This is a genomic window from Fulvivirga sp. M361 (genome assembly GCF_007097395.1).
Taxonomy (GTDB): Bacteria; Bacteroidota; Bacteroidia; order Cytophagales; family Cyclobacteriaceae; genus Fulvivirga.
In genome coordinates this window covers 1-16174 of the sequence record NZ_VKDC01000022.1, presented here as the reverse complement: position 1 = coordinate 16174, position 16174 = coordinate 1, and the positions used below count along the sequence as shown (strand labels likewise).

Annotated in this window: 10 protein-coding genes; 5 read left to right on the top strand and 5 right to left on the bottom strand. The window is 40.8% G+C overall.

Annotated elements, in window-relative coordinates:
• Positions 1-98 precede the first annotated feature (98 nt).
• The 5 genes from FNH22_RS21120 (at position 99) to FNH22_RS21100 (ending at position 5340) form a co-directional block, all read left to right on the top strand.
• Positions 99-1148 (top strand): LD-carboxypeptidase, encoded by a 1050-nt coding sequence (locus FNH22_RS21120; RefSeq protein ID WP_143400436.1) that lies wholly within the window; start codon positions 99-101, stop codon positions 1146-1148.
• On the top strand, positions 1141-1803 hold the full coding sequence (locus FNH22_RS21115) for a peptidoglycan recognition family protein (RefSeq protein ID WP_143400435.1): 663 nt from the start codon (positions 1141-1143) through the stop codon (positions 1801-1803). The genes FNH22_RS21120 and FNH22_RS21115 overlap by 8 nt, the downstream gene beginning before the upstream one ends.
• 5 nt (positions 1804-1808) lie before the next feature.
• Positions 1809-3047: a class A beta-lactamase-related serine hydrolase gene (locus tag FNH22_RS21110; RefSeq protein ID WP_255518123.1), complete on the top strand. Its 1239-nt coding sequence runs from the start codon at positions 1809-1811 to the stop codon at positions 3045-3047.
• Positions 3037-4152: a DUF1611 domain-containing protein gene (locus FNH22_RS21105; RefSeq protein ID WP_143400434.1), complete on the top strand. Its 1116-nt coding sequence runs from the start codon at positions 3037-3039 to the stop codon at positions 4150-4152. The genes FNH22_RS21110 and FNH22_RS21105 overlap by 11 nt, the downstream gene beginning before the upstream one ends.
• A 117-nt stretch (positions 4153-4269) precedes the next feature.
• Entirely contained in the window at positions 4270-5340 is a 1071-nt protein-coding gene (locus FNH22_RS21100; RefSeq protein ID WP_143400433.1) for a mandelate racemase/muconate lactonizing enzyme family protein, read from the top strand.
• On the opposite strand, the gene FNH22_RS21095 is transcribed toward FNH22_RS21100, so the two are convergent.
• The 5 genes from FNH22_RS21095 to FNH22_RS21075 all read right to left on the bottom strand — a co-directional run bounded on the left by FNH22_RS21095 (position 5333) and on the right by FNH22_RS21075 (position 15955).
• Positions 5333-8593 carry a VCBS repeat-containing protein gene (locus tag FNH22_RS21095; RefSeq protein WP_185154334.1) on the bottom strand — a complete coding sequence of 1087 codons (3261 nt, stop codon included), beginning with the start codon at positions 8591-8593 and terminating at the stop codon, positions 5333-5335. The two genes, FNH22_RS21100 and FNH22_RS21095, sit on opposite strands and share 8 nt — an antisense overlap.
• A gap of 198 nt (positions 8594-8791) precedes the next feature.
• A complete protein-coding gene (locus FNH22_RS21090) occupies positions 8792-10048 on the bottom strand; it encodes a hypothetical protein (protein ID WP_143400431.1) in 1257 nt (418 codons plus the stop codon).
• A gap of 18 nt (positions 10049-10066) precedes the next feature.
• The gene (locus tag FNH22_RS21085) at positions 10067-11743 is read right to left on the bottom strand and encodes a SusD/RagB family nutrient-binding outer membrane lipoprotein (RefSeq protein WP_143400430.1); all 1677 of its coding nucleotides are present in this window, start codon (positions 11741-11743) and stop codon (positions 10067-10069) included.
• Positions 11744-11771: 28 nt separating this feature from the next.
• On the bottom strand, positions 11772-15047 hold the full coding sequence (locus FNH22_RS21080; protein WP_143400429.1) for a SusC/RagA family TonB-linked outer membrane protein: 3276 nt from the start codon (positions 15045-15047) through the stop codon (positions 11772-11774).
• Positions 15048-15775: 728 nt separating this feature from the next.
• Positions 15776-15955, bottom strand: a complete 180-nt coding sequence (locus FNH22_RS21075) for a hypothetical protein (RefSeq protein ID WP_143400428.1) — start codon at positions 15953-15955, stop codon at positions 15776-15778.
• Between the last annotated feature and the right edge of the window lie 219 nt (positions 15956-16174).

Genomic DNA, 16174 nt, shown 5'->3' with positions numbered 1-16174 from the left:
CAGGTCATTGGATTTCACCATTAATTGAATTATAATCACTAATTGCAGATACATCATGATTTACAAAGCTGATGTATCTGCAATCTCCTACTTAATACATGACGCTCAATAGAAGAAAATTCTTGACTCAATCAGGTCAAAGTCTGGCCGTACTGCCAGTTTTGAAATACAATGCTTTTAATAACACCCATTCAGCTAAAAATCAAAAACCAAAAAAACTAACTCATGGCAATACCATAGCCCTCATAAGCCCCTCAGGCGCTGTTTTTAATCATGAACCTATCAACATTGCCATTGAAGCGCTGGAAAAATTCGGACTCAAAGTTCAGGTCAGTAAGTTTCTGAAAAGCCGGTACGGTCACCTGGCCGGTACGGATGAAGAACGGGCAGCTGAAGTAAATGAAATGTTTGACAATACGGCCATCCATGGTATTATCTGCTTACGAGGAGGTTCTGGAGCAGCGCGTATACTTGACAAATTGGATTACAATACCATCCGAAAGAACCCGAAGGTTTTCATTGGTTACAGTGACATTACAGCGCTACAATTAGCAATTTATAAAAAGACCGGATTAGTAACTTTCCACGGGCCGGTAGGGTTGTCTTCATGGGATGAGTTCTCTCGCTCCTATTTTACACAACTGCTGTTCGATAATGAGCTGATGGAATTTAAAAACCCGGAAAAACCGGAGCATCAATGGGTGCAGACGGAAAACCGGATCCGTGTGATCCATCCGGGGACCGTCCGGGGAAGGCTAATAGGGGGTAACCTGTCCGTATTATGCGGGCTATTAGGCTCAGACTACGTGCCCGGTTTTAAAGGTAGTATCCTGTTTTTAGAGGAAGTGAATGAAGCGTTATATCGTGTGGACCGTTTGATGTCCCAACTATACTTATCTGGCATTTTGAAAGATATTAAAGGCTTTATATTCGGAAAATGTACACGATGTGATCCTGACAGAGGTTATGGCTCATTGACATTTGATGAAATCATTGATCACTACATCAAACCATTAAAAATTCCAGCTTTCAGCGGATCGATGATCGGTCATATCCAATCGAAATTTACTGTGCCGATCGGTGTGGAAGCGGAATTAAACGCAAACAAAGGTATGTTCCAACTTGTAACGTCTGCATTGAATGAATAGTCTTCCAAAAATACTTTTGTTTACTTTTGTTCTTGCTGTTAGCAGCTGTAGCAGTACAGGTCGGATCATAGACAGACCCATCACCTTTGACACTACCCGTGAACAGCTTTCTCTTGAATACATGCGAGAACATTACGGTATAGAAAAAGCCAAAGCTGAAATAGACCCAAAGATGGTTGTAGTGCACTGGACGGTCATACCTACTTTGGAAAGGTCATTTGCTGCTTTTAATCCTTCTGAGTTACCAGGACACCGTACCGCCATAAAAAATGCCGGTAATTTAAATGTTTCTGCGCATTTCCTGGTGGACCGTGATGGAACGGTTTACCAATTATTGCCTGAAACCACTTTTGCCAGGCATGTGATAGGACTTAACCATTGTGCTATAGGTATTGAAAACGTAGCCGATGGAAAAGAACTGCCTTTAACAGAAAAGCAGTTCGAAGCTAATGTTAAATTGATCAACCATCTGGCTGAAAAGTATCCGCTTGAGTATTTGATTGGCCACGATCAGTATAAACAATTCATCGGCCATCCTCTGTGGAAAGAAAAAGATGCTAACTATTTGACAGAAAAGACTGATGTGGGGCCTGAATTCATTCAAAAACTACATTATTCTATTGATAAAAAGCTTAAACCGGCCCCGGGCCTTTAATAGACATGAAAAACCTCATGATCCTGATCTGTTCTATGCTGGTAATTAGCGGATGCGAAAAGCCGTTGAACGAAGATGAGTTCCTGGTAGAAAATCTTATGAAACGTAGCGGAGGGCTGTTAGAAAAAGTGTTGAATGCAAAAGATAAGTTTGAGCTACAGGTTATTTACACACAGATCAACAGAAACGAACAAAATGAACCTTATTTCAAGTCTTTTTCATTTAATGTTGATCCCGAAAGGTATTTCTACTCGGCTAGTACCGTTAAAATGCCGGCAGCGTTCCTTGCACTTGAAAAGCTTAATGTGCTGCATGTGGAAGGACTCAATAAGCACACTACTTTTTTAACAGATAGCGCTTATTCGGGGCAAAGTTCTGTCACAGAAGACACCACATCTGCCAATAGGCTCCCAAGTGTAGCACATTATATCAAAAAAATATTCGTAGTAAGTGACAATGACGCTTATAATCGACTGTATGAATTCCTGGGTCAGGAAGCCATCAATAAGTCCCTTCACCAAAAAGGCTTTATAAACACCCGGCTGCTCCACCGTTTATCTATACCACTATCGCAAGAGCAAAATCAACACACTAACCCGGTAAGGTTTTATCAAAGCGATTCTCTTATCTATTCACAGGAATTGGTCAAAAGCTCTGCGGACCATTCGTTATCCAGGCAAATTCTAAAAGGCAAAGCACATATGGATAACAACGATAGCCTGATACAAGCTCCTTTTGACTTTTCTTATAAAAACTTCATCCCGCTTGGTGAATTACAAGACATGCTGAAGGCCGTATTATTTCCCGGGGTTTCAGATAAATTCAAGTTAACGGAAGCAGATTATTCTTTTCTTTATCAATACATGTCCCAGTTACCGAGAGAAACTACCTACCCTGACTATAGCAGCAACGAATATTATGATGCTTACTGTAAATTTTTAATGTACGGAGATGACAAACATATACCTGAGCACATTCGCATATTCAATAAAATCGGACAGGCCTATGGCTACCTGATTGACAATGCCTACATCGTTGACCTGGATAAAAAGGTAGAGTTTCTGCTATCGGCGGTGATCCATGTAAATGATAATGAAACGTATAATGATGGTAATTATGAGTATGAAACCATTGGCTTGCCTTTTATGAAAGCCCTGGGCCAAGCCGTCTATACCTATGAATTAACAAGAAAAAGGTCACATCAACCTGACCTTTCAAAATTTGAGCTTAGTTATGACCGATAAATTAAACCAAAACGCTGTGACCGGTACTGCGTGTATCATCACGGGAGGCCTGCTGAATGACGTTCATGCCAAAACGGCCCATGGACTCATCAGGCAATCTGATCGATTTCAAATTTTAGGAGTTCTTGATCACATCTCAGCCGGGGAGGATGCCGGAATGTTACTGGACGGTAAACATAGAAATATCCCGGTCTTTCACACTATAGAACAACTGATCGGGCACTGTGGCCAAAAACCGGATTACGCCATCATAGGAATGGCTACTAAAGGTGGCGTGCTACCGGAAGAGCTTTACCCCCTGGTGAAGCAAACCCTTGAAATGGGAATAAGCCTGGTGAATGGTTTGCATGAAACCATTGGTGATATCGAAGAATTTTCTGCCGTGGCTAAACAAGGTCAGTCACGTATTTTGGATATCAGAAAGCCCAAAGGTTTTAAAGATCTGCACTTTTGGACAGGAAAAATTAAAGAGGTAAAAGCATTAAAACTGGCCGTCCTAGGCACTGACTGTGCTCTTGGGAAACGAACCACCACCAAATTTTTGGTGAACGAATTAAAAGAACATGGTTGTGACGCTCATATGGTCTATACCGGTCAAACGGGATGGTTACAGGGGGGACAATACGGATTTGTATTCGACGCTACACCTAATGACTTTATATCCGGAGAGTTGGAGCACTCAGTATGCCAATGTTGGGAAAAAGAGGATCCCGATGTGATCCTGTTGGAAGGACAGTCATCTTTACGCAACCCAAGCGGCCCTTGTGGCTCCGAGTATATTATCTCTTGTGAGTTGGACGGTGTTATATTACAGCATGCCCCGGGAAGAACCTATTTTAACGGGTTGGAAAAATATGGCAAACCTATTCCAACCATTGAAGAAGAAATAGCGCTGATAAAAATGCTCGGGACGGATACCATCTGCATCACACTAAATTCGGAAGGCCTTACACCTAAAGAGGCACAAAACATTAAAAATAAGATAGAGCAGGAACTGGGCATTCCCACAGTCCTTCCCCTGGAAGAAGGCATGAACCGATGCGCCGCTACCATAAAACAAATGATGCATAAGAAAAAAGATGTGGTACCGGTAACAAGACCCTGATTGATTATCAGGATATCATTTAAAACACCTTAATCCGGCAGAATATAACCAGATCGCTTTGACAAAAGATATTTCTCCTAATAACAAGCCAAAAGAAGACCTATAAAAGGTACAATTATGAAAATAAAAGAGGTAAGAATTTATAAAAAAGACCTTGGAAACACTCGTCCATACACTATCGCATTTAAAACAGTAGATGAAGTATATAACGCCTTTGCCGAAATAGAACTTGAAAATGGCATAGTAGGGTTGGGCTCAGGTAACCCCAGTGAATATGTAGTAGGTGAATCGTTAACCTCTACACTTTCCGTACTTAACAACGGCAAACTGGACTTTCTCATCCATCGTGATATTCGCGACCTTTATTCTCTGCTGGATGAAATACAGCTTCAGCTCCCTGAAAACCCAGCTGCCCGGGCTGCTTTGGACATAGCTGTTCATGATGCTTTTACAAAATATATAGATGTACCACTTGCCGTATTTTTAGGCCAAAAGATCAAGTCATTACCCACATCCGTTACCATCGGAATAAAAAATGTACAAGATACATTGGAAGAAGCTAAAGAATACTATGAAATGGGTTTCAGAGTACTCAAAGTAAAAACAGGTAAAGATGTGGACGAAGACATTGAACGTATGAAGAAGCTGAGAGAAAACTATGGCAATGACCTCACCATACGGGTAGATGCCAACCAGGGTTATGACGTAGCATTGCTAACGAAGTTCTATAAAGAAACGGAAAGTGAAAAAATAGAACTGATAGAACAACCAATACCGGCTAAGGCTGTAAATGAGTTAAAAGCTCTTCCGGAAGAAATAAAACGACTAGTTGCCGCAGATGAAAGCCTGATCTCCCCCATGGATGCATTCACACTGGCCTCGCCCCCGGCCGCAAGCCGTATTTTTAATATCAAGCTTATGAAGTCAGGAGGCATTCATCCCGGGCGTCAAATTGCCGTTATCGCACAGTCGTCCGGAACAGAGTTGATGTGGGGTTGCAATGATGAAAGCGCCATCAGTATCAGCGCGGCTTTACATGCTGCCTTAGGATTTTCCAACACAAAATATTTAGACCTTGACGGCAGCCTGGACCTGGTGGAAGATGTGGTGAAGGGTGGCTTTGATATAAAAGATGGGTGGATGAGTATAACCTCGGCCAGTGGCCTGGGTGTTTCTAAAATCAGTTGATCTTAAAAGTAGACAAAGGGGCATTATTAATCCCTACTACTACTAAGTCATCAACAATACTTACGGACTTTGAGGCGCCTCTAAAATAAAAGCCGCTTTTACTGATAGGCACGGGATGATAGTTGTCTTTTTGGTTGGAAAACATCATCAAACCCGTACCGGCATCAAATCGTGGTGTCTCAACTTCCGTATCGTATATACCACCTACCAGTAGCAGGTCTTGATAACCGTCTTTGTTAAAGTCATAGGTCTCCATGTCCAATATTGGAAAAAACTGTGCTTCTACCGGAAGTGGCTTCACCTTAAAGTGGCCATTTCCGCCATTAATCAATAAAACTGACTCAAAGAAAGTGGCCTCTTTTTGGTAAGATCTATTCAACTGATCACCATAAACATCGATTAAAGACGCTTTTGCAAAACCGTCAAACGTAGGATATTTTTTAGCAATAAAGGGCATCTGTTGCGAAGAACACTCGCGACCTCTCAAGGGAACATACTTATCTTTGTATTTCGAACTTAATACCAGATCAAACGTCCCGTTATTGTCAAAATCGCTGGCAAACACTTTTAGCGGTTTATCCATAGACGCTTTGTACTTCGTATTCAATCCAACATTTCCAATAACAAAGTCAGGAAGGCCGTCGTCATTAACATCGGTCTCCTGGATAGAAAACCACCAGCCTTTCTTGAGTAGCAAATCATTCTCCTTTGCCAAATTCCTGAACTTACCATTAACATTTTTAAACAAGCCGATGGCCGTCCACTCCCCTGCTATGACCAGGTCCATCCATCCGTCGTTATCAAAATCACTGGCTATAACCTTATTAATAACACCAAATGAGTTTAACTCCGGCAGCACTTCATCGGTAACATTTACAAATGTATTTTCCCTGTTTTCAAAAATGTAGGAAGGAGCCGCTACAGGATAATGTTGTGCTGTAATACGATTGCCCACCACAAGATCAGCGTCACCATCATTATCATAGTCTAAACTACAGACGGTTTTACCAACTTCCGCAAACCCGTTAAAGAGAATATTCGTTGCCTTGCTAAATCTTCCGTTACCATCATTAAGATATAAACGATCGGTATACATGTTCTTACCCTCTTGCTCGTTACCGCCACTTACCACATAAAGATCAAGATCCTTGTCACCATCATAATCAAAAAAGACTGATTCCATATCTTCGAAATGCCTGTCTTTTTCAAAATCGTCCAACCGCTGTTCTTCAAACCCAACTTCCTTTGCCAGAAAAAGACGTCCGGCCTGCCCTGAAGCGCCACCAATGTATATGTCTTTGCGCCTATCTCCATTCACATCCGCACTGGCAATATATGGACCTAGTGTAGACTGTTTATAGGGTAATAATACCTCTTTAACAAAGTCGTCATAATCATTTTCATCATGACTAAAACTCAAACCTTGTGTCATCGGATCTACTGAACTTAAAGCAGCAAGCGGTAACGTTTCATTTTGTATTACTCCTGATAATGCTTCACGTTCATTAAAGTATATCACATTATTAGCCCTCACATCATATCTTTCTTCCCACTTACCTGACGGCCATTCTACTCTTACGGTATCTACCATGGCTACATCTCCCAAACCAAAATGTGCCGTAAGATCTACAGAAGACAAATACCCCCTGACACGCTTATTTTCAAATATTTGAGTGGTTCCATTGTGACTTATTATCACTTTAGGAAATGACTCACTGAGCTCACCTGTTGTTTCAATGTTGAGAAAATTACCTAAACCAGTCTCAACAGACATATTTTTATAAATAAAAGCCTGTTCATCAATATTGTTAACTACCAGTTCCAGGTCGCCGTCATTATCCAGGTCAGCATAAGCAGCACCGTTGGAATAGGAGGGATCAGATAGTCCCCAGCTTTTGGTTTGATCAGTGAAAGAAAGATCACCATCATTTTGGAACATCAGGTTGGGCAATTTTTCTGTAGGCATGGAGTAATAAATCTGTTTTTTCACCGCTTCAGGTACATTTTGGTATGCCCGCCTGGCCTGAATTATATTCATACGTGTATCATTATTCAGTGCATATCTTCGGTATCCATTGGTAATAAAAATATCCTTCTTCGGATCATTATTAAAGTCAGTCATCAAAACCGCCCAGCTCCAATCTGTCTTGGCCAACCCGGCAAGTTGAGCAATATTTTTAAAGGTATTATTACCCGTATTCAATTGAAGTGAATTAAACATGTATTGGTATTGATACCCCAGTTGGTTCACCAATAGGTCAAATCCTTGTGTATCCATAGAAGCCATCAGTGTTTTAGCCCTGTAATGATCTGCTGATGCCATATCCAGCACAAAAATATCCTTAAAATGATCATTGTTGATGTCTGCAATATCTGCCCCCATACCAAAAAAAGATAGTTGACTGGTAAGCACTTTAGATTGATCCCGAAATGTTTTATCCTTTTGATTAATAAATATCAGATCAGGGATATAATAATCGTTAGTCATATAAACGTCCAGCCACTGATCATCATTGATATCACTCACTACCAGCCCCAAGCCAAATGTCGGCTTTAAAAGCCCTACTTCCCGGGTGACGTCTTCGTACCGGCCATCTATATTTTCGTAAAAATGACTGCTACTTTCATGAAGCAAGGTTTCGTCATTCGCTAGCTTCTCGTTAAAAGACACCGGATCAAATCCATACAATGGGTTTTCATTCATCACAACACAATCCATGTCATTGTCCTTATCATAATCAAAAAAGACAGTCTGCATGCTAATGGATGGGTCATTCAGACCATAAGTCTCTCCACTTTCTACAAAAGTCAGGTTATGTTGATTGATATATAATAGATTTTCCCGCGCCCCTCCAGAATAAGGACCACCCTGGCTTATATAGATATCCAGCCAGTTGTCGTTGTTGATATCTACAAAGGTTACTCCATTGGACCAACCCTTTTTAGCATTTATCAAAGACCTCTCTGTAATGTCTTCGAAAGTGAGATCACCTTTGTTCAGATATAAGCGATTGGGCACTTGATTACCGCAGAAAAAGACGTCCTTGAGTCCATCATTATTGATATCTGCTATCCCTACACCTGCACCATTATAGAAATAATCGAAATCGAAGATGTTTTCTTTGGTACTTACATTTTCTGTTATGGTATTAGAAAAAGTAACATTCGTTTGATTGCTTTCTAATTTTTCAAAAACCGGTTGTATCTTATTTTGATCTTCAGCCTGCTCTTTATGTTCAGAAGAACACCCCATTAAAATACATAGAAGCAGTAAGACTATACTTTTAAGCAAAGGGGTGACACAAAACTCCATCAACTTCAAAATCACTTTGCAATTAACTATAAATCAAATGAATACACAAGAACACTTACCTAATCATGAGAATGTAAAGTGTACAAAAAAACCGTCCGGGAAAATCCCGGACGGCCTTTTAATACAAAATAATAGTAATTATAGTATCAGTACATTTACTGTCTCATCTACCACATTACCGGCAACGTCTTTAGCTCCTGTAAGTGTTACATCAAAATCAATATCCTGAGCATTTATGACAGCTCCTCCTGACATTGGAGTAAAAACAAGCTTAGTACTTTTGTCACCTTTAGCAACGGCCTGTTTAACGGTAAAGTCATCAAATTGACCCAACCCCTCGACAGCGTATGTGATAGAATCAGCGACTAAACTTTCACCAAAATCAAACGTCAATTGCAATTCATCAAACGTATTATTTTCAATGACTGCGACACTTGTTACATCAGGACTTATATCATTATCAACAATAAATGCCTTTTTTAATGTTTTAGCGTAAGATGGGAAACTAGTATTATCATTAGCCACCCCTCCTGACAGCTTAAAAGAAATGGTATCCGTAGGTGCCGCCCCTGCTGTAAACAGGAAGAAATAGATCTCTTCATCCTCATTATCTTCTTCATCTTCCCAAAACGTAAGAGCACTTACCGCACCATCCGTGCTACCTTCGGAAGTAATGATCTCGACGGTCGGAAGTGTTGTGATATCACTACGACCACGATCAAAAGTAACAAACACGGTATCCCTGGTATCCTCCTTCAACAGGACATCACTTTCTCCGGAGATGGCCAGGTTATCAACGGTCAGCCTTTTAGGATCACCAACCGCGATCGGATAACGGAATTGTGCGTTGAAATAAGAAAAACGGCCCGTCCTTGTCACATCAAGAGTAGCATTCGATGAGTTGAAAACACGACCATCGGTTAGTACCATTTCAAAATCGATAACAAAATTATCCGCTTTGTCACCTGCATTGCTAAGACTATATTGACCACGTGTAGTGTTTACATGATTTTCCAACTCTTCAAGAGAAACAGAAAATCTACCTACAGGCAAGCCATTGGTCGTCGGGCTTGTTTCAGTAAACGCAGACGCCGAAATAGTACTGAATGAGCTTAAAGCCACAGTGTCTGTACCCGTATCATCCACATCGTTAAAACCTACGTTGACCCTTACTTCCGAAAGTAATCTTCCCGCTTGATTATCCTGAGCTTCCAATAAAATACTGTACGTAGAACTCAAATCAGAGCTATCCAGATTGTTATTGACTTCAAGGACTCTGAGTATGCCACCACTGACCACTCCGTCCAGCGTCTCATCCACCAATAGTTCTTCTTCACAAGACACAGCTAAAAGTATCACTACTGTGCCACAAAATATATTAAATAATGTCTTCATACTATTCAAATTTGATATTTAGTTAGCAAGTAATTCTACACCTGTATCCCAGAACACCTGGGTGGTTATGCCGTCCTTTTGACCCTGTGAGTTGTTACGCTCTACAAATACAGGAGGATAAAAGAAAGATCGGAAAAAATCACCTGGTACAGGCTCAAGGTTCGGTTGTAACGTAGATGGTCTTCCTGTTCTTCTGTAGAAATTGAAAGCATCAATACCATTTCCAAATAGTGCTACAAAATATTCAGAACCAAGCAAGTCCATTTTCTCACCATCAGAAGCCGCATCAAATAATTCTCCAAGCTCTGTTACATATGCTGCATCTAAGGCGTCATCAGGAGCTGTAGTCATATCAGCAGTTGCATCTCGCGATCCGAAATTTCTCACTTTTTCAAAAGACTTGCTAACGCCACTTTGTAAAAGGTTTCTGGCCACCGTATTTTGATTGTCTAAAAGCGCCATTTCCGCCCGCATAATATCTACCCACGATGCCAGCATGATAGGTGTAATACCACCACCACCAGCTCCCAATGTAATACTTGCTATTACATCGAAAGAGTTGTCATCAAATTTTCCGCCTACCGGATAAACACCGTAAGCAGTCCGCAACTGTCCATCCGGAGGAATACCGTCATCATCCCCATGGTCTCTACCCCAATATCCTTCAGCCAGACTACAAAATACCGTGCCGGCTGTTGTATAATGTGGTGGAGCCGTTTCCGCGACACAATTGATCAGGTTAGGATTGTCCTGAGGAACTGTGCTTGACTGACGGTAGAAGTAATACTTCATACGAGGGTCAGCTGCCTCAAATGTGCCTGATGCATTACCTACTTTGCCATTTTGCATATAGTCCATCAACCAGTTAGACATATAGGTATTTGTACCTCCCGGTGTATAAGCATCTACATATTCAGGATGTCGGGCATCCGGATTGTTAAACGAAGTAGCCCATGGGAATTCAAAGTCCTCATCATTTGAGGTGATGTAATCTCCCGCAGCAATAATCTCATTGAATTTTGTATCAGCAGCATCATCTACTAACCTGGTGGTTATATAAACTTTCAATAGTAGTGAATTAGCTGCCTTGATCCAATTCTCCCAATCTCCCTGGTAGAACAGGTCCTGAGAAGGAACCGTCAGAACATCATCTTCATCCACCTTAAAATTGGTAATGGCGTCAGTCAATAATGTTTCAGCAGCGGCATATACATTAGCCCCGGGATCTACAGTAGGGTTTAAGTTATCTCTACCCTGCAATGCTTCAGAATAAGGTACATCACCGAATAAATCGACTAAGGTCATTAAAGTATAGGCTTCAATCACCTGTGCCATACCAATATGATACACCTCACCCGCTTCTTCTGACAATGGCGTCATCGTTCTGATGTCGTTCAGGATCATTTGATATGCCTGCTCCCATTCTTCATCAAACCGTGTTGGTGCAAATGCGTTACGATAGTTTCTGCCATCCATATTCAGAATTCTGACCGTTTCAGAAGCTTCTACTTCTAAAGAAGCGATCAATCTTCCAAACTCTTCCTGGATTGCATTGATGAAAAAGTCTGTACTGGCTTCATCAGGCTTCAACGCATTTGGATCTTGCGTTAAATCCAGTTCTGTACTTTCGCAGGCACCTACCATAAGCAGTGACAACAACGAAAATATTTTTATATAATTTTTGATTTTTCTCATTACTAATACTCTTAAAGGATTAAAAACTTTAGAATGTTAACTTCAATGTTCCACCATATCTTCTGGAACTAGGCCCATTGAGATAATCGAACCCTTGACCGTTACCGACACCCAAGCCTGCTACGTTAGGATCGAAGTTGGTTCCTTCAGGAATATTGACTGCTCTGAACCATAGGTTGAAACCAGAAGCAGTAAAAGTCACTGAACCGAAAGGTGTTTTTTCTACGATTGCTTTTGGCAACGCATAGCTCAAAGAAAGCTCTTGTAACCTTACAGTGGTGGCGTCATAAATACCAAGCTCATCCGGCCCGAAGAGTATATTTGAAAAATAGAAACTTGAGTTATTGATCTGTAAGTCATTTTCAACGTACTGAGGCTCATCAGAAGTCCCTATATTTTTTACACCGGGAAGAATAAATGTCTGTAACCTATCTTCTGTATCTGTTGTAAGTCCTCTGCCTAACAAGGTAGATACTGTACGTGAGTAAATATCACCACCCTGTACATAGTTTACTACAGCTGATAGGGTGAAATTTTTATAGTTTACCGCACTACTGATATTCAGTGTGAAATCAGGAAGAGGATCTCCTATCTTAAAAGTTCCCTGCTCTATCTCGTATCTTCCAATACTGTTTACCACAAAGTCTCCATTATCATTTCTAAGAATTCTGTTACCGAGCATCACGCCAAGCGGCTCCCCTTCTACGGCAAAGTTCCCTAAGCTGGTTTGTCCTGCCACCAGGATCTGATCGGTATCATCACCCAAATCCGTTACTTCACTTCTGGCCCTTGTAAAGTTTCCTCTAACATTCCATGAAATGTTAGAATTTTTAACAATATCTACCCCCAAATCAACTTCAAACCCTTTATTGATGACCTCGCCAATGTTTGAGAAAGTTCTCAAAAATCCAGTGGCCGGATCCAACGGTCGCTCCACGATCAAATCGGTAGAAGCTCTTCTGTACCATGAGAATTCCAGGCTAACACGGTTATTCCAACCTTTTGCCTCTAACCCTAATTCAAACTCCTCTTGTCTTTCGGGTTTCAAATCGGGATTTCCCAATAGATCCCCTGTAGTGTTGGTAGATACTACATTGCCGTTTCTGTCGATAAATTCACGAGAGGAAACATTTAATGTAGACACCGTAGGGAAACCGGAACGGAAACCTGCAGAAGTACCAAAACCAGCTCTTAACTTTAATAAGTTTAAGGCTGCAGGGCTGGTCATTTGAGGGAATATCTCAGATAAAATTAAAGCCGTACTGATACTTGGGTAAAATAAAGATCGGTTATTTTCAGAGAAGTTAGATACGGCATCATTTCTACCGGCTAACGTGACAAACAGAAACCCATTATAATCTAATTCCGCCTGGCCGAAAAGACCTACGATATTTTGTTCTGTAGTGAACTGTATGGGCGACTGATCAGTGAAATTAAAGTGCCTGAAAGTGCCAAAAACCAATTGGTTTCTACTGGTTACACCTTGCCTTTCTAATGTGGACCTTCTGCTGGTAGCTCCAAGGTTAAAATTTAATCTGAGCAAATCAGATAGATTGTAGTTACCATTAAGTGTCAATGTATGATCCCAAATAGCACTTACATTGTCAAATGTACGATACTGACCGGTGAGAGGGCCTTCAACGCCACCTTTATGCTGACCGGATTCATTTCGCTCATTATATATGTCATACCCTAAACGATACGCTACGTTAAGATTTTCATTGATCTCATACCCTGTACCGATCGTACCGAAAACACGGTTAGTAACCTGACTGTTAAATGCATTTTTAACCGTCCAGTTCGGGTTTTGTATGTCATTCCCATTTCTATAATATACACTACTGCCATCCAGCGGATTTTCAAACGGTAGATTCACAAGGTCAATACTTCTTGGCGTAAAGAACACGTGACCGAACACAGAAGAAGAAACGGGGTTACCATCATTTGCCTCAAAAGCACCATTTCCTTCACTCGCCGCTACGGGTGGCGCAGTATAGTCCGTTCTGGAAAGGTTCATCGTACCATTAATAGAAATACCATTTTTCAGTTTACTGTTCCCTCCTATGCTAAAGGAAAGTCGCTCTACTTCGTTACCCGGCGTAAATCCTTCATCACTTAAGTATCCGAAGTTTACATTATAAGAACTCTTACCATCTTCACTAACACCACGAGCATTAATAGAGGTATTGGCAACAGTCCCCTTGCGGAAAAAGTCTTCCACGTTATTATAAGGCCTCCAGGCATAATCATGTCCAGGCTGCCCTTCCTGAAATTGCGGGAAAGCATCTCTCAACGCAGGGTTAGAAAACTGGGAATATGGATGAGGTAAGTTACCGTTTTCATCAATGGAAGAATCTGTGCTCCATCCGGCCAGACCGTTTTCGTTAAAACTAGGACCCCAATTACTGAAAAACCATCCAAATACCTGGTCAAACCCATTTCCGAAGCTGTCCTGATAATCTGGCAAAGAAGCTATTTCATTTACAAACACTGACTGGGTAACGGAAATGTCCATCTTTTTACTGCCAGTTGAAGAAGCCCCCGATTTAGTAGTGATCAAAACCACACCATTTCTACCTTGCGTTCCGTAAAGTGTAGAAGCCGCAAGACCCTTTAGAATACTAATATCTTCGATGTTATTAGGGTCTAAGTCAAGGAAACGGGATGAACCGTTGTTAGCGCCATCTATAAAGTCATTTCCTCCGGAAGCAGCTCCATCGCCTGAGTTGGTATTCGTATTAAAAGGAACACCATCTATAATAAATAACGGTTGGTTATCACCGGTGAAAGAGGTAAACCCACGAATAACGATGCTGGTACCAGAACCGGAAAGACCACTTTGTTGTGTTATCTGGACGCCGGAGGCTTTACTTCGCAACGATCTTACTACATCGCCTTCCGTTTTTTCGGCAACCGCGTCTTTTCCAATGGAACTTACCGCAAAGCCCAGCGCTTCTTTCTTACGCTCAATACCTTGTGCCGTTACAACAACTTCGGACAGTTGTCGTACATCACTGGCCATTTGAACATCAATCACAGACCTGGCGCCTATTTCAACTTCTTCAGTATTCAGACCTATAAAGGAAAAAACCAGCGTACCACCTTCAGAAGGTATGCTTAATGAATATTCACCGTTAAAGTCGGTGACGGAACCAACGGTAGTCCCTTTTAAAATCACATTCACGCCAGGAAGCGATGACCCATCTTCCGAAGAGCTCACTTTACCTGTCACTGTGCGATCTTGCGAATACCCCGAAAATGAAAATAGGGATACTGCAAAAGTCAGTAGTAAAAACTTTTTCATACAGTTTTGGTTAGGTTAATAATTATAAAACTCACCCAATTTAAGGTATTCAAATTAACTAAAAAAGATCAGGCATATTTTTTAAGGGCAGTTAAAAATGCATACATCAATTAATTGATGTATGTTATTTTACATAAAACGATCAATATAAATGAAAAAAAGTGCAATAAACTAGATGATAATATAGTCGCTCACAGCTAAAAACGAATAGCAAAAGAGAGCCATATCACTCCCTTAAAAGGCGTTAAATAATGGATATATCCCACACAATCTGTCTTTTACCCTAAAAACAGTTTACCAGCAAATTACCTACTTCAGCAATATCAGGACCGAAAATACCAGAATGGATTATAACAAAGAGATGAATTGTGAATTACACAAAAAAGCATGTAATAAATATTTCAAAAAGTAACGTAATTTGTGGGATAAATAAATACATCGTAATTGACCCGGACAAATAGATGGGAAAGGAGTTAAAGTTCCTGATATTTTTACCAGAAGTTTAAAACACATTGATTATCAGAGGGCAAGCACTCAAAAAAGAAATAATTTCAAAAGCAATTTGAAGTAGTTTTTAGAACTATTCAGGCATTTTCTATATAGCAATTTAGGTTATAGATAGCTTTTGGTTTTCCAGAAAAGAATTCCTCGCTTACTTTGCTCAGTAGCCATTTTAACGAGATTATGGAAGATGTGAATAACCGTGCTTCTATCAGGAAGAGAAGGTATTACTGAAATATCCTACTAATAAGCTCCCCGGAGTGGTATACCACTCCGTCTACGGGTTTTTCATTTGCCAACAAAGACCCAATGTTGATACGATTGGTCACAGTCCCTCTCATACCGGGCAGCTCGTCTCTATGAGTTCCTACGGATTGGAGAAGAAAAGCATGATTCTTCTGGATCATAATCATAACCTTAAAAATCAACTTATTATTCGGAAACATTCAGGATAATGTATCCCGAAGGGCATGGGTAGAAACATCTCCCCTTTTTAAACAAGAAAAAGAGGGTGTCTCAAAAGTCACCTTCTTTTTATGGTAAAGAAAGTAAAGGCCGATAGCGAGAAGCTGTCGGCCTTTTTGATGACTAAGGGTTAACTTAGTGTTGTGTGTACTACTTCAAAT